General features: G+C 38.3%; 14 protein-coding genes. 9 read left to right on the forward strand and 5 right to left on the reverse strand.

The features are described from left to right. Positions 1 to 211 precede the first annotated feature (211 nt). Positions 212 to 2524 carry a S9 family peptidase gene (locus MB14_RS10970; RefSeq protein WP_062591577.1) on the reverse strand — a complete coding sequence of 771 codons (2313 nt, stop codon included), beginning with the start codon at positions 2522 to 2524 and terminating at the stop codon, positions 212 to 214. 492 nt (positions 2525 to 3016) lie between these two features. Here MB14_RS10970 and MB14_RS10975 point away from each other — a divergent pair, with 492 nt between their 5' ends. Beyond that, on the forward strand, positions 3017 to 6103 hold the full coding sequence (locus MB14_RS10975) for an NACHT domain-containing protein (RefSeq protein ID WP_084376048.1): 3087 nt from the start codon (positions 3017 to 3019) through the stop codon (positions 6101 to 6103). Positions 6104 to 6196: 93 nt separating this feature from the next. Here MB14_RS10975 and MB14_RS10980 read toward each other — a convergent pair whose 3' ends face one another. The 3 genes from MB14_RS10980 to MB14_RS10990 all read right to left on the reverse strand — a co-directional run bounded on the left by MB14_RS10980 (position 6197) and on the right by MB14_RS10990 (position 8828). Continuing rightward, positions 6197 to 6766: a DUF2911 domain-containing protein gene (locus MB14_RS10980; RefSeq protein ID WP_062591579.1), complete on the reverse strand. Its 570-nt coding sequence runs from the start codon at positions 6764 to 6766 to the stop codon at positions 6197 to 6199. 66 nt (positions 6767 to 6832) lie between these two features. Continuing rightward, a complete protein-coding gene (locus MB14_RS10985; RefSeq protein WP_062591580.1) occupies positions 6833 to 8065 on the reverse strand; it encodes a spore maturation protein in 1233 nt (410 codons plus the stop codon). Positions 8066 to 8135: 70 nt separating this feature from the next. Further along, positions 8136 to 8828 carry a 16S rRNA (uracil(1498)-N(3))-methyltransferase gene (locus tag MB14_RS10990; RefSeq protein WP_062591581.1) on the reverse strand — a complete coding sequence of 231 codons (693 nt, stop codon included), beginning with the start codon at positions 8826 to 8828 and terminating at the stop codon, positions 8136 to 8138. Between the two features lie 59 nt (positions 8829 to 8887). Here MB14_RS10990 and MB14_RS10995 point away from each other — a divergent pair, with 59 nt between their 5' ends. The 5 genes from MB14_RS10995 (at position 8888) to MB14_RS11015 (ending at position 13218) form a co-directional block, all read left to right on the forward strand. Then, positions 8888 to 10366 carry an ArnT family glycosyltransferase gene (locus tag MB14_RS10995; RefSeq protein ID WP_062591582.1) on the forward strand — a complete coding sequence of 493 codons (1479 nt, stop codon included), beginning with the start codon at positions 8888 to 8890 and terminating at the stop codon, positions 10364 to 10366. 117 nt (positions 10367 to 10483) lie between these two features. Continuing rightward, the gene (locus MB14_RS11000; protein WP_062591583.1) at positions 10484 to 10726 is read left to right on the forward strand and encodes a hypothetical protein; all 243 of its coding nucleotides are present in this window, start codon (positions 10484 to 10486) and stop codon (positions 10724 to 10726) included. Positions 10727 to 10731: 5 nt separating this feature from the next. Further along, positions 10732 to 11019, forward strand: a complete 288-nt coding sequence (locus MB14_RS11005) for a type II toxin-antitoxin system RelE/ParE family toxin (RefSeq protein WP_062591584.1) — start codon at positions 10732 to 10734, stop codon at positions 11017 to 11019. Between the two features lie 146 nt (positions 11020 to 11165). Next, on the forward strand, positions 11166 to 12428 hold the full coding sequence (locus MB14_RS11010; protein ID WP_062591585.1) for a putative DNA modification/repair radical SAM protein: 1263 nt from the start codon (positions 11166 to 11168) through the stop codon (positions 12426 to 12428). Then, positions 12415 to 13218 carry a TIGR03915 family putative DNA repair protein gene (locus MB14_RS11015; RefSeq protein ID WP_062591586.1) on the forward strand — a complete coding sequence of 268 codons (804 nt, stop codon included), beginning with the start codon at positions 12415 to 12417 and terminating at the stop codon, positions 13216 to 13218. Before MB14_RS11010 ends, MB14_RS11015 begins: the two co-directional genes overlap by 14 nt. Positions 13219 to 13240: 22 nt before the next feature. Here the strand turns inward: MB14_RS11015 and MB14_RS11020 are convergent, their stop codons facing one another. Further along, a complete protein-coding gene (locus MB14_RS11020) occupies positions 13241 to 14539 on the reverse strand; it encodes a sulfatase-like hydrolase/transferase (RefSeq protein ID WP_062591587.1) in 1299 nt (432 codons plus the stop codon). Between the two features lie 173 nt (positions 14540 to 14712). Here MB14_RS11020 and MB14_RS11025 point away from each other — a divergent pair, with 173 nt between their 5' ends. From MB14_RS11025 to MB14_RS11035, 3 genes are all read left to right on the forward strand, one after another. Then, positions 14713 to 14955, forward strand: coding sequence for a hypothetical protein (locus MB14_RS11025; RefSeq protein ID WP_062591588.1), 243 nt, complete (start codon positions 14713 to 14715; stop codon positions 14953 to 14955). A gap of 5 nt (positions 14956 to 14960) precedes the next feature. Then, positions 14961 to 15248 carry a type II toxin-antitoxin system RelE/ParE family toxin gene (locus MB14_RS11030; RefSeq protein ID WP_062591589.1) on the forward strand — a complete coding sequence of 96 codons (288 nt, stop codon included), beginning with the start codon at positions 14961 to 14963 and terminating at the stop codon, positions 15246 to 15248. A gap of 250 nt (positions 15249 to 15498) precedes the next feature. Beyond that, a complete protein-coding gene (locus MB14_RS11035; RefSeq protein ID WP_062591590.1) occupies positions 15499 to 16167 on the forward strand; it encodes a hypothetical protein in 669 nt (222 codons plus the stop codon). Positions 16168 to 16199 lie beyond the last annotated feature (32 nt).

Raw genomic sequence — 16199 nt, forward strand, 5'->3', positions numbered from 1 at the left:
GTTTATTCATGTTTGAACTGCTACTCATTATGAGATTAATTTGTTGTTAGTGGTAGGAGGGTAGTCAGTGTTGAGTATCGGTTAAAAGCCAATTTGTTGTTCATCCTCGATGCAATGGAGGTTATGGTGGGGAGTTCTTCACTTTTGAACACCACAAAAAAAGACCTGCAATTTCTCGCAGGCCTTCATATTCATTAAAGGTTATTTCTAATTAATTACCGTCAGGTAAATCCATATCAACATTGTTTCTGTAATCGCCTAGCAAATGCTCTGCAAAGAAATACCACATCAATTTTTCGTAGTAGTTTCTCTTGCTGCCATAACCATGTCTTGAACCAGGAATTGGCATATAATCGAAACGTTTGCCCTCTTTCATCAACTCATCAGCTACACGCATACTGTTTGCTGGGTGTACGTTATTGTCGATTGTACCGTGAGTAAGTAAAAGATGTCCTTTTAAATTACTGGCCAAAGATTGGTTGGTTTTTACCTTTCCATCCCAAGTAACTGTGGTGGTTTCGTTACCATCTTTGTCTTTCTTCGTTTTCTCCTTTTTGATCACACCATTGTGCGTTTCGCCCCACCATTTATTATAAATGTTGTTATCGTGGTTACCGGCAGAAGAAGCCGCAGCAGTATAGAAATTAGGGTAGGTAAGCAAAGCCGCAGTAGACATAAATCCACCACCTGAGTGGCCGAAAATACCTACGTTATCAAGGTCGATCCACTCGTGTCTTTCAGCCAATTGCTCTAAAGCACGCTTATCATCTGCCAAAGCATAATCTCTTAAATTCTGCCATCCGTAAGTGTGGTAGTATTTAGAACGCATTGGCGAACCACCTCTGTGGCCCATACTTACTACAATAAAGCCCAATTGCGCCATGGCGGTTTGGTAACCACCAGTAATGGTAAAATCATTCGTAAATGATTCTACTTGTGGGCCAGGGTATACATAAGAAATGATTGGGTACTGACGTGTAGAATCAAAATCGAAAGGCTTGAACATTACACCGTAAAGGTCGGTAATACCGTCATCGGCTTTCATGGTAAAGCGCTCAGGTTTTTTCCAACCAGCTTGCTCTAATAAGCTCAAATCAGCAGTTTCTAACTGCATAATTACGTTTCCGTTGTTGTCTTTTAGGGTTGAAGTTGGCGTAACATCTACCGCTGAGTTATTATCGATGTAGAATTTATTAGATTCCGACATGCTGATTCTATGATTACCATTTTCGATAGAAAGCGCTTTAAAGCCTGTGCCATCAAAATTCGATTTGTATATCAAAGAATAATAAGGATCGATACCTTCTTCTTTACCAAAAGCTTCGAAATACACTTTTCTTCCTACCGTATCAATGCTTTGTACGCGGCCTGTTACAAAGTGACCAGAGTTGGTGATTTTATTTTTCAAAGCGCCTGTTTGGCCATCATAAAGGTAAAGCTGTCCGAAGCCAGTTCTTTCCGACCACCAGATCAGTTCTTTTCCTTCTTCAAGAATAATTAATTGCTGATAATCCCAGTTGAAATAAGGGTGGTCTACATCTTGGAATAACACTTTCAGCTCACCATTGGCAGTATTTACAACGCTCACGTCTAGGGTGTCGCTCGTACGGTTCATTCTGGTCAAGAAAAGCTTGTCAGAAGTTTTTCCCGGTAGGTATGCACTAATAGTTTGGTCAATGTATTTGTCAATATCAACGATGATACGCTCTCTCGTTTTTGGATCGAAAATCTCTAATTGCTCTTGCGGAACATTTTGGTCGCCCGGCATGGCATATTTGTAAACCTCTAATTTTGGTCTCGGATTGTTCAATTCATTGATTACGAAAAGCTCTTCCACTTTTCTAGAGTCAGAACGGTTAACGAAGAATTTTGCTTCGTCCTCAAACCATCTTACTCTCGCTCTTGTACGTTTGTCTTTTGTGGTATCACCAGCATCGCCCGCATAGCTAAACCATCTTTCGCCATCTTCAGTCAGCTGAATTTCGGTAGAGTCGGCATCGTCCGCCATCATCATATACAGGTTATGATTTTTAGCGAAAGTGATGTAAGTACTGTCTGGAGAATAAGAAGCCCAGTTGTTTCTTTTTTTACGTTTTTCTGTAGAATCACCTTTAGAAATTACCTTGGTATTTAAGTTGAAGTGGTAGTCGATACTGTCCACCATAAACTTAAGTGTAGTATTGTCATCCTCTAATTTCAAACCCTTTAAATCAAGGTCGTTGTGGTTCCAAGGCTTGCGAGTAAGTTCGCTCAATTGTGCTGCAAAGTCCTTGTTATCGAACATTTGAGTTTTGGTTTTCTTCACTGGGTCTACCACGTAGAATTTCTTTCCAGAAGTAGTGGTGTAAGTGTACCAAAATTTGTCGCTGTCTTTAAACCACTGCGGAGAAACGCGCGTGCTTTTCAGCATTTTGCTCAAGTTATCTGAGCTAAACTTTTCCGCTGCCTTAAAATCAGCTTTGTGCTGCTGTCCCGAAAGCTGTATAACAGCGAAGGTCAGCAGGAGTGTAAAAATCTTTTTCATGCATGTAAGGTTGTTTGTGCCAATAATAAGCCCAAAGCATCTGAAATACAACGGCTTTATTTTACACTCACTATAGAAGGGATAAGCGGAAGGGTGCTGTCAGGATTGATGTGAACTTTGATATAAGAGTCATTGTGCTTTGTCACCTCCCTGACCCTCCTCTAGGAGAGAATGCCTTAGTGGTTGCTTAGAATTAATGGAGCTTAAAATTAGCACGGTACTATTTCCCTCTACTAAGAGGGGTTAGGGGAGTGTTTATATAAATCCATTTCAGTGAAGGCTTAACCGCAAAGAACTCAAAGTAGCGGAAAAGTTAAAAGCCCAATGGATATTACTGTTTTATCAATAAATTTCACTAAAATAGCACTTGTTAAAAGATGCCTATAGCGCAGCTATTTCCGTAGCTAACGAGAACTTTTTACTAACTATTGGAAATATATCGTGCATAAAAGTGCGCGTTACATAACGTTGTGTGTAAGCAAAACAAATAATATGAAATTTAGAAAAATAATAGCATTAGAGCTTACTCACAATAAAAAAGGTGATTTGTTTTGTCGATTAATGTCCGACCTCTTTCATGCTTTGGGCTATGATGAACCTAGGTTTGATGTTCATAAGTCAGGAAGAGAAATTGATTTGCAGACTGTACATAGAATCGAAAATAAAATTGCGATTGCGGAATGTAAGGCTCATAAGGCTACCATTGGAGGTAGTGATATAAATAAATTTGTAGGTGCTCTAGATGCTGAAAAAAGAAAGCACTCTAAATCAGATTTATACAAAGATTATGATGTTACTGGATATTTCGTCTCCCTTTCAGGATATAAAGAAACTGCAATTGAACAAGAATTGGACAATAATAACGACAGATTAATTCTTTTAAAACCAGAACAAATTATTGACGAATTGGTGAAAGGGAGAATAATAGTCCCTTTAGAAAAAGCTGTTGCCTCAGTTAACTCCAATGAACTCACCCTTGAAATGTCAGCAGACCTGATAGCATACAATAAAGGCTGGGTATGGGCTATATATTATTCGAATGGTCAAAGAACAACTCATGTAGCTTTTGTACATGCTGAAGGAAAGCTTTTAGTTAAAGAACTTTCAGATGAAATTATAAAACTCGATAAAAAGTTAGATAAAAATTTTACTGACTTGGAAGTTATATGCAATAATGATAAGCTTCCAAAGATTTTAGAAACACAAAAGAAATATTTTAAATATTTAGAGAATGAATGCGGTGAAATTCATTTTGAAGGGTTACCTACTGATAAGGATGCTGGTTCTGTAAAAGTAAGGTTGGAAAATATTTTCATTACGCCAAGCTTAGAAATCATATCAAATCAACAAAAGGAATTTAATGATATTATAGAAGATGAACGAATCAGTATAGGTAATATCTTAAACATGAATAGTAGGTTAGCCATTCTAGCAAAGCCTGGAGGAGGTAAATCAACCTTAATAAAACGGTTAGCCATTGCTTATGCATTCCCATCTAGAAAAAAACTTATTGACGATAACCTTCCCAAGGAAAAATGGTTCCCTATATTTATTAGATGTAGAGAATTGGGAGAAAAAGTCACTTCTAGTATTACTGAGATTATTCATAATATCCCAAATCGTGCAGAAATAAATGATTGCTCAGAAACATTTGTCAATATCATTTCAAACTCCCTACAAAAAGGAACAGCACTTTTATTAATAGATGGACTTGATGAAATCTCTGATGATCGAAATAGGATTTCATTCGTAAATCAATTACGAACTTTTATAGCTACCTATCCTAATATTCATATTGTAATTACATCTAGAGAAGCAGGATTTAGAGCTGTAGGCGGAATACTGGCAAACTATTGTGCCAACTATAAATTGTCACCACTTAATTCGGAAGAAATTGAAAGTTTATCGATAAAGTGGCATACTGAAATAGTGGATAATTCAGAGAAAACTAAAAAAGAAGCTGTTAACCTAGCTAAGATAATTATTAATGACAATAGAATAAAAACATTAGCTGAAAACCCTCTTTTATTGACAACCTTACTTTTTGTAAAAAGATGGGCTGGATATCTACCAACTAGAAAAAGTGTTCTATATCAAGAAATGATTAAACTGCTAATGGTTACTTGGAATGTTGAGGGACATGAGCAATTAGACATAGAAGAAGCAGAACCTCAATTAGCATATGTAGCCTTTTGGATGACTTCAAAGGGAGAACAAACAATTACATTAAATGACCTTAAAAAGTGTCTTTTAGATGCCCGAAAACAAATGCCTGATATTTTAGGTTATACCAAGATTAGTATACCTGATTTTATCAAGAGAGTTGAGTCAAGAAGTAGCTTATTAATAATGTCGGGGCACAAAAAAGTTGATTCAGGTGAAATTGTACAGATTTATGAGTTTTTACATCTCAGTTTTCAAGAGCATTTAACAGCTAAAGCAGTTGTAGAAAAATTCCTTCCTATTTCCGAAAACAGAAAATCAACTCTTGACATTATCAAACCCCACATAGAAGATGAAAGTTGGAAAGAAGTTATTCCTTTAGTTGCAGTCTTGTTAAGAAGAGATTCAAAAGAGTTAATCGAACATTTAATCGAATTATCCATAATATCGCAAGATGATGATATTCAGCATGTAAATAGAAAAAGAAATTCTATTTCACCTGCCGAGCTTTTAGGAAGCTGTATCGCTAATGAAATTCAAATCACTCCTGAACTACTTGATAATGCAATTGAGTGGTACTCTAAAAACAGATATCGAATCCGAGATAAATCTTCGACAGAAACTATTCTAAATAGTAAATTTAGAGAAGCATTCAAAGATAAAATCCATAATTTATATTTTGAGGAATTCAATGATAAATTCTCAAGCCCTATTGGTAGTTTAATTGGAGAAGTGTACATAAATGAGTTAAAAAAGAGCGAAAAGGAAGTTCATAAAACAATATTAGCGGATATCAAAACCCCAAACAGAGAAACACAGGCCACTTCATTATTTGGATTAATGATTTTTTGTTTTGAAAATAAGTTACATGTTAATCAAACAAAAAATGCTAAAATCAAACAATATGATTTTACAGAAATAGTTGAAAAATTATTGACTATTATCAAGTCTGACGATAAACACCTTTGCTTTCCGGCTTTGTGGAGTATTGCTTGGTTTAATGAATCATTTACTTTTTCAGAAACTTTACGAGTAGATATCCTGAAAAGTCTTCTTGAAATATGGAATAAATATGACGATTCAAAAAACCTTAATAGAGTGTGCACATGGGCAATAAAAACACTTCTTAGCCCGAATATTCAGATCGATAAAAAATTAGTGGGTATTGATAATATAGAATCTATTATCTTAAAAAGATTCAACTCTCCCTTGAATGAATACGACAAATTAGTTTCAGTTTTTCTTAGTGTTCATTTAAGTTTATCCTTTGATAAAACGGAAGTAGAAAAGATATTAATAGAGGAAAACAAAAAGCATAGGAGCTCTAATAATCAGATCGCAGAATATGCTGAAAGACTGGGTGTGAAATTCAATAAAAAAGAAAGCCAACACACAACAAGGGCTAAAAAATCATAGCTGCCCTTTGAGCCAGCAACGTTTTTTAGCCAAACGTTAAACCCCACAAAAAAAGCACCTCTCGGTGCCTTTCAATTCTTAGTTAAGTTTTGTTTACCACTTAATTGGCATTTCGGCAATGGTGTTTTCCCAGCCTACCATAAGGTGCGTACCGCCTTCCACTTCTTTAAATACCATAGAAAGGTATTCAATAGGCTCGTCAGACTTGCTAACTGGGCCATCTACTCTCGCTACTTCTTTGCTGTCTTTTAAAGTGTAATTACCCCAAGTGTTCAATTTGCTATGCAATACAAAAGTCCATTTGTCGGTATTAGGAATTGCAAATAGGGTATAGGTTCCCGCTTTTACTTTGGTATTGCCTACGGTTACATCCTGGTAGAATGTGATTTCATTGGCTTCGTTAGCCCCTAAACGCCACATTTGGCCAAACGGAGCAGCTTTTTCTCCTAGCATTGTTCTGCCTTTCAATTGAGGACGGCTATAGTAAATTTTGATTTTAAGGTCTTTTACTGGCCTGCCCATGACTTCGTCTAATGGTTGTCCGTCAGGAAAATAAGCAGCATCCATTGGGCTTGCATCTGGCCCTGGGAATTTCTGTGCTTGCGCGTTAAAGGTGACCAATAAGGCCGCAATAGCAAAAAGAGTAGTGATTGATTTTTTCATGGTTATGGTTTTGTTTGTTTAATGAATGCTTTGAACTCCAAATTAAGGCAATAGGTTTTCCCAGCCTCAATAGAAAAACAGATAAGCGATAAAAATTGCTGCAATTACGCCCACAAGGTCGGCTATAAGACCAGCGGTAACCGCATACCTAGAGTTTTTAATATTCACCGAACCGAAATACACGGCCAGTACATAAAAAGTGGTTTCGGTAGAGCCTTGGAACACGCTTGATAGGCGGCCAGCAAATGAATCAGCCCCGAAAGTATTCATAGTTTCTACCATCATAGATCTTGAGCCACTACCACTCAAGGGTTTCATCAGGGCGGTAGGAAGTGCGTCAATAAACTCTGTATTTACACCAATAAATGAAAAGCCAAACTTCAGGCCATTCGTAATTAAATCTAAGGTGCCTGATTCTCTAAACACGCCTATGGCAACAAGCATGGCAACTAAATAGGGGATAATTTTAATAGCAATAGAAAAGCCTTCTTTTGCGCCTTCAACAAAACTTTCATAAACGTTAACCTTCTTCTTTAAAGCGAGAATGATAAAGGAGATGATGATACTGAACAATATAAGGTTACTCGAAATGCTTGAAATGACTTGTATTTGAGCTTGAGAAATAGTGTTGAAATACAGAATTAAACCAATGATTCCAGCAGTTAAAGTACCTAAATAGAGAAGTACAGTTTTGTTGAAAAGGTTAATTTTCTGATAAATAGATACGGTAATAAGTCCAGCCAAAGTAGAGAAATAGGTAGCCAATAATATTGGAAGGAATATGTCAGATGGGTTGGCTGCTCCAGCAAGTGCCCGGTAGGCCATAATGGAAACAGGAATTAGCGTTAAACCCGAAGTGTTCAATACCAAGAACATAATCTGGGCATTGGAAGCGGTGTCTTTATTAGGGTTAAGTTCTTGTAATCCGTCCATGGCTTTTAGGCCAAGCGGAGTGGCGGCATTATCGAGCCCTAAAAAGTTCATCGAAAAATTCATGACCATAGGACTAAATACAGGATGGTTCTTCGGGATTTCTGGATATATTTTGGTAAACAAGGGGCTAATGAATTTAGCTACAATGGCCACAATACCGCCTTTTTCTCCGATTTTCATGATGCCTAACCAAAGACAAAGTACGCCAGTTAAGCCTATAGATAGATCGAAACCAGTCTTGGCCATGTCAAAGGTGCTCTGCATCATTGTCGGAAAAACTTCGGTATCACCAAAGAAGATCAGTTTGATGAGCGCGACCACAAAGGCGATTAAGAAAAAGGCAACCCAGATGTAATTTAAAGCCATGGGTGAATTTAGAATTAAGATTGACGATTTACAATTTTGTTGGTCGAGATGCTATTTTGAATATGGAGTTTCAAACCAAATTCATCAAATGCACTGCAGCCATACCAGCCGTTTCGGTACGTAAACGGTTGGCGCCCAAACTCACTTTTACAAATCCCGCGGCCAAGGCCATCTCCACTTCGCGTTCGCTGAAATCTCCTTCAGGGCCAATCATCACTAAGTTTGAAGCCGAACCGACCAGCTTGTCTTTCAATAAAGCTTCGTTTTCAAAATCCACATAAGCGATAAACTTATAGTCGGTTTGAACTTGCTTGATAAAGTTTTTGATGGAAGTCAGTTCATCGAGTTGCGGCATAAACGCCTGACCCGATTGCTTCATGGCACCAATGGCCTTTTTTACGATTCTATCCAGCTTCAATACTTTTCGTTCCGAATGGTCACCCAAAAGGAATGAGATTCGGTCTACACCCAACTCCACTGCTTTTTCCACGAACCACTCGGTGCGGTCCAGGTTTTTAGTAGGGGCGATGGCCAAATGTCTGAAAGTGGAATGTGGCTTGACCTCTTCTTTGCTTATAATTTCGAAAGCGCATTTTTTATGGTTCGCCTCGGTAATGTTGGCGGTATAAAAACTGCCTTTGCCATCGGTAAGTTGAATGCTATCGCCTGATTTTAAGCGCATAACTTTAACGACATGTCTCGACTCTTCGTCATCTAAATGCAAAGTGCCTGCGGGAATATCGGGTTGATAGAATAAGTGCATAACGGGTTTGGTCACTAAAATAGGAATAGATGCCTTGATTTCAATTATATTCGTTGCGAATGAAGGCAGAGAGAATTTTTTCACCCCAACAATACCGCTGGATTCAGTTGGCCATCAACCTGCTTTTTATAGCGGTTTGGTTCTTTGCCAACGAAGGCCTTTCGTTTTGGGACGATTACACTTACCTCAATTTTGCCAATGAAATCAATCAAGGCAGATTTGAAGTAACCACCAACCATTTTACGAGTAGATTAGCCCTGATTTACCCCACTGCTTGGTTTATTGACCTGTTTGGGGTTAATGAATACAGCATGGTGATTTTCCCAATGCTTTGTGGTTTGGGTCTTATAAACCTCTTTTTCTTTTTGGGGAATAGGGTGAATTACTGGATCGGGCTTTTGGGTGGAATGCTCATACTCTGTGATTACCACATGATCAATTTTGCCATTCACCTTTTTCCAGAACTGCCATTAACGTTCTGCATTTTTATATTTCTGGTGGGCTATTATTTGGTACTGAAAAATGAAGCAGATTATCGACTGACTGGATTTATTACGGCCACTGCCTTATTGGGTGCATTTCTGATCAAAACCACGGTGTTTCTGTTGTTGCCGCTGCTGGCCTATCTCTTTATTACTGACAGAATTAATAGAAGGAATAAAGGCTTTTGGCGCATCTTCATCAGTTTAGGTATTTTCTATTTTCTACTCCACGGTTTTTGGTATTTAGAAACCAAAGGCAGCTTTATGTACCGCTTCGAAAATATTGCCAACAACCATGTAGCCACTGTAAAAACCTTCTTCGATAAGGAATCTCTACTTTGGAAGCGCCTGACTTATTTACCGCTGATTACCTTCACCAAGGGCGGTTATTTTATTCCACTGCTGTTGGCTTTGCCTGCCATAATTGGCTTAAAGCGAAAGGATTTCAACCTAAAACAAGCCGATAAATTTTGGCCCATTGCCAGCCTCATTTTAATCCTGAGCTATTGGTTCTTTTCTACCAACTGGCGGTATTATAGTCCGCTACCGCTCGAAACACGACACATCGCTTTTTTCATTCCCGCTTTTATTATGACGGCTGTTACTTTCTGGCCTCAGCATCGGTGGTTCGAATTATTGAAACCCAAAGCGGTTCTGATTGCAACAGTACTTGGCTTTTTAATGATTCCCGCATACACCATTTATAAGTCCGGCAATCGAGGTTTTAAAGCAGAGCAAAGCATTGTACAGCAATATTTGGTGGAAGATAAAGCAGCCCAAACCGTGATTACTGATGGACTTAATTCTTATGGCTATCCTTACTTCTACAACTTCCACCAAGGAGAGGATAAGTATCTCTGGTTCTCAGAAATGGATTTCTCTCAAATCGAAGTTGGTGATTATGTGCTGCTGAATGAGGCTTACTTCAATGAAGAGTATAACGACACCGCCAACTTTGCCGCCTTTAAAAAGGTCGTTGCTGAAAAACAATGGCGCCTTGATTTAATTGAGGAAAAGGGCAGGGTGAAGCTTTATAGAATTGCCGCTAACCTCTAACCCTTTTTACTTTGAGTCGATTTTTGGATTGATATAGAGCCTGAGAAATAAAGCAACAACCCTTTCCCTGCTAAGTAAGGGCTATACTTTTACTCAAATAATTCGTTAATTTGAAATATGGACATTCAAGCAGAAAAGCGAGATTTAATTCAATGGTTGTCAGGACTCAATGATCTTCGAATGATCAAACTTGTAGGGACACTAAGAAAGGCATCTGAAGCAGGTTCAGGTTCAAAACTCACCAAAGCTGAAATATCCGCTATCGATCAAGGCTTGAAATCCATAAAAGAAGGAAAGGTTAAATCTCATGAGGATGTTATGAAACTCACAAAGAAAGAATTCCCAAACCTTTTCGAATAGTCACCATGGAAGTCATTTGGTCAGATGATGCTTTTGAAGACTATTTAGAGAATATCAGATTTCTAATCAGACGGTGGTCTGAAAAATCAGCAATTAATTTTATTGACGAGGTAGATACTATAATTGACCTTTTAAAATTAAACCCTGAAGCATTTCCATTAAGCAATTATAAGAGTATTAGAAGGGCTGTTGTAAGGAAGCAAATCACACTTTTCTATAAGGTAGAAGATGAAACAATCATCTTGGTTCGCTTCTGGAATACTTATAAAAACCCAGAATCCCTTAAAATCTGACTTCATAGAAAAGGGCAGGGTGAAGTTGTTGACAGTTTCATCTGTTTAGATCATATTTTTAGTTTTAATGTCTAAAAAAGTTAGTTGCACTAATTATTTTGGTTTTTCTGTGTTAGCTTTGATTCTACTTTCACAGCAAGCTGCATATGTCATTTGATAGAATTAAGGAGAAGTTGAATATACTGGCCGATGCCGCCAAATATGATGTTTCCTGCTCGTCTAGCGGAAGCAAGCGCACCAATAAAGAGAAAAGTTTAGGGAACTCCTCGGGGATGGGGATTTGCCATAGCTACACTGAAGACGGTAGGTGTGTTTCGTTACTCAAAATCTTAATGACCAATCACTGCATATTTGATTGCGCTTATTGCGTTACGCGCAGAAGCAATGACATTAAGCGAGCCGCTTTTAAAATTCAAGAGGTGGTTGACCTTACCATCAACTTCTACAGAAGAAATTATATAGAAGGCCTGTTCCTTAGTTCTGGAATTTTCAAAGATGCTGATTACACCATGGAAAGGTTGGTGGCTGTGGCTAAGAAGTTAAGGTTAGAGGAGAAGTTTAATGGTTACATTCACCTCAAATCTATTCCAGGGGCTTCAGATGAACTGATGCGAGAGGCTGGCCTTTATGCAGATAGGCTGAGTGTGAATATAGAAATCCCTACCGTTTCGGGTCTCAAACTTTTAGCGCCAGAGAAAGATCACAAAGATTTCTTAAAGCCCATGGAGAAGGTGAAAAATGAAATCATTCAGTATAAATCGGAAAAGAAGATTATTAAAAGCACACCTAAGTATGCGCCTGCTGGCCAAAGCACACAAATGATTGTGGGGGCAACAGGTGAGACCGATCAGCAGATTCTTCTTACTTCAGCGTATTTCTATAAGGAATTTAACCTTAAACGGGTTTATTACTCTGGCTACGTGCCTGTGATTGCAGATGAACGTTTGCCGCAATTGGGCACGCAAGTACCGATGTTGAGAGAAAACCGGCTTTACCAAACCGATTGGTTAATGCGATTTTATGGCTTTGATGTCCGTGAGATTGTTGATAAAAACAACCCTAATTTAGATTTAGAAGTAGATCCGAAACTGGCTTGGGCGCTACGTAACCTGCATGAGTTTCCCGTGAATATAAACAAGGCTGATAAATTCATGTTACTCAGAATTCCTGGGGTGGGCGTCAAATCGGTGAGCAAGATTATTAAGGCCAGGCGATTTAGAAAACTCAATTGGCAACATTTGGCTAAACTTGGGATTGCCTCTAATAGGGCCAAGTATTTTATTACCTGTGAGTCTTCTGAATTTGAAAAGAGAGACCTAACGGCCGAACAAATCAGAGGATTCATTCTTCAAAATTCATCTTCAAAATTTCGCAAACTCGTATCTCCACAATTAAATGTATTCGGATAGTCTCAATTTAAATTTAACGGATTGCATTCTTGAATACGATGGGAGCTTCGATGGCTTTTTATGCGCTGTGCATGAGTTTTACCTTTTAAAGCTTAATCAGGTTGAAATTCAAAAAGAGGGAAGTGCTCAAGTGGCTTTGTTCGCTAAAAGAATCAAGGTAATTACCCAGTTGCCGCTGGCCGAAAAAGTATGGAAACGATTTAAAATAAGGATTGGAGGTTCAGGTTGTAGTCAAATTTTCCGTGCTTTTCTGAGTGAAGAGATAGGGGTTGAAAATACTTTGCTTCGTTATATTCAGCATGCTCTGAGCGCAACTCGGCCAATTCATTCAGATTTCTCTCATCCTGATGTGCTCAAGGTGTCGCAAATGGTAAAAAGTGTGGGCAGAGAAAAACATAGGATGGAAGCCTTTGTAAGGTTTAGACGCACTAAAGATGGAATTTATTTCGCCCATATAGCCCCAGATTTCAATGTGCTTCCATTAATCTCAAAGCATTTTCAAGAGCGCTATGCAGACCAAAAATGGATGATTTATGATGAAAATCGCCACTATGCACTTTATTATGATTTAAATAAAGTGGAAGTTGTTGAACTGCGCTTGAAAGAAAAACTTGAGTTGCATAAAAACCCCGAGGGTATATATGATGAACAAGAAATTGAATTTCAAGAGTTATGGAAGGACTATTTTAAAAGCACGAATATCAAATCGCGTAGAAACGATAAACTGCATACACAGCATGTACCCAAACGCTATTGGCGGTACTTGACTGAGAAGCTTTCTGATATTTAGTTATTATTAAGAGCTGGATTAATCACCCTCTAATCTCTAGCGCTTTATTCTTCAATTCAGTTTTTGCACTGGCTTCTGCTGTGCTCAATGTTCTATTCAATAGGTTTTCGGTTTCATAAGGATCGTTTTCTAAGTCATAGAATTCTTCATTTCCATTGGCATAAACGATCAATTTGAATTTGCTATTTCTAATGGCATAGCCAGCAGAGTTAGCTTCAATAGATTCAGTGTAAATGACATCCCTTCCCTCTTGATTAGCCTGAGAGAACATAGCCACAAAACTTTGACTGTCGTTGATTACCCTGTTTTCAATGCCCGTTAGGTTAGCAATAGTGGCGAACAAATCAGTAGAGTTTACCAATGCCGTTTCGGTTGCTCCAGCCCTGGTTACGCCTTTTCCCGACACGACCATGGGGACATTTACACCGCCTTGGTATAAGGTTCCTTTGGCTTTTTTACGGCTATAAGGGGATTGAGCAACACGGTTCGGAGTTCCGTTGTCGCCAATGAAAATTACGATTGTATTGCTTCTTTCTTCTTCAGGTATTGTGGCCAACAAGCGACCAATCTCCGTGTCCATGGCCTCTAAGGCTGCCATATAATAGGGAAGGGGATTTCTCGCAATAGACCTAGTGTCGGAGGATAGACTTCCTTGATGATGCAAATCAGCGGGCGGTAAATGGAAGGGCGTATGCGGGGCATTGTAGGCCATCCATAAAAACCAAGGTTGGCTTTGAGCTCCAAGCCAGTCAATGGCCAAATCGGTGAGTTTAGTTGTGGTGTATTCTGTGTTGGTGGAAGTTTTACCATTTTCAGTTAACGGCCAGCTGGTGTAAGATTGAACCGTTCCACTTAAGATCCCAGCATAGTAACCTACTCCCATGTCTGTAGGGTTTGACGCATTATTGGACAAATGCCACTTGCCAATTACCGCGTGTGCATAATCGGTGGGGGCTTTTTCGTCAATGTATTTTTGCAAAGAAGTTTCTTTGGTGGTGATTCTATTCCCCACACTTAAAATCCCGGTATTCACTCCATATTTCCCCGTTAAGATGGTCGCTCGGGTGGGGGTGCAAAGGGGTGCAGACCAAAAATTCAAGAAAGAAACGCCCGAGTTCATCAATGCTTCTAGGTTGGGCATATAAGGTTTTACACTTCCTTCGGGAAAACCAGGCATAGCATCTAAACCCATATCATCGGCAATAATCAGCAGAATATTAGGAGGGGAGTCCTGCTGCTTCACCTGAGCATAAGTATCCGCCTTGCAAATGCTTAATACTAGGCCCACAACCAGAATACGAAATGCCTTTGTTATTGTCATGCACATTCAGACCGCAGTGGGTGAATAAGGTTTAATACGGGGTTATGATACCACGATAGGTGGTGTATGCTTAGCTTCCTATGTAATCAAAATGTAGAAATCTGTAGTTTGAAAAATGGAAGCCCTTTCAGTTGAGGTTATACTTTTACTCAAATAATTCGTTAATTTGAAGTATGGACATTCAAGCAGAGAAGCGAGATTTAATTCAGTGGTTGTCAGGACTTAATGATCTTCGAATGATCAAACTTGTCGGGACACTAAGAAAGGCATCTGAAGCAGATTCAGGTTCAAAACTCACCAAAGCTGAAATAGCCGCAATTGATCAAGGTTTGCGATCCATAAAAGAAGGGAAAGTTAAATCTCATGATGATGTTATGGAACTCACAAAGAAAGAATTCCCAAACCTTTTTGAGTAGTTACCATGGAAATCATTTGGTCAGATGATGCATTTGAAGACTATTTAGAGAATATCAAATTTCTAATCAGACGGTGGTCTGAACAATCAGCTACTAATTTCATTGGCGAGGTAGATACAATAGTCGATCTTTTAAAACTAAACCCTGAAGCTTTTCCATTAAGTAATTATAAGAATATTAGAAGGGCAGTGCTCAGAAAGCAAATCACACTTTTCTATCAAGTGGAAGAAGAAACAATCACCTTGGTTCGCTTCTGGAATACCTACAAAAACCCAGACGATATCAACCTTTAGCTCTCTGGTGCTCACTTGCCCACTACGGTAACTGGTGCTTCCCTCTGGCGAGTAACAATTTTATTATGCAATTTGAGCGCATAATTTAGAACATAACAGAAAGACCAGCTTTAGAAACAAGGCTGGTTTTTTATATATTAAGCGTTGATAAGGGGGTAAGACCAGTCCGTACTGCAAGTGCTAATTGGTGGGAATCATTTCGTACTAGTTAGCAGAAAAATTACTACAGAAAAATTAAAGAAACTTTCAAATGAAGATCAAAAATAACCATTACGCCATTTTCATTATATTCTATACACTATTGACTTTAGGCTGTGATTCTTCATCAAGGAATTTAAAAATCAAAGAAGATCTGACTGATAAAGTAGGTACTCGTTTAAATATTTTAGATACTAATTTTAGACATAAACTTGAGGTATATTCTAAAGGAATAACTTCATCTATTAAGGTTGATAGTTTATTTTACTCTCTTAATACTAATCAAAATTTGAGTCTAGAGAAGGTTAATGAGAAAATTTCTGAAATTTCTTTACCTCTCAATCTTAAACCTATCAAAATAACGGAACAGGATGACTTTGAATTGGTTCTCCTTCTAAATGAGTTGTTGATTTTGGATGAACTGATTTTTCGATCACAGGTTTCGAGTACATTTGGCTCTGTGAAAGCTTCGGTCTTCATCAAAAATGAAACTAAAGAAGAAATAGAGTACTACATAGGGGTTACAGCCTATGATGAGTTATTCAATCCAGAAATAGAAGCTTTTTCTAAATCTGATACTTTTCCAGTTTATGTCGATGATGATGGATTCGGTCACTTTACTCTTAAAAAAATAACTCCTAATCAGAAACATTCATTTTCAGGAGATGTAATCATTTATTCCTCCGATGGAAAGAAGGAAAGGTTGCCATTTAAACAGTAAGTACCTCTGACGAGTATCTATTTTGTAATGCA

The sequence above is a fragment of the Roseivirga ehrenbergii genome (assembly GCF_001593005.1).
Taxonomy (GTDB): domain Bacteria; phylum Bacteroidota; class Bacteroidia; order Cytophagales; family Cyclobacteriaceae; genus Roseivirga; species Roseivirga ehrenbergii.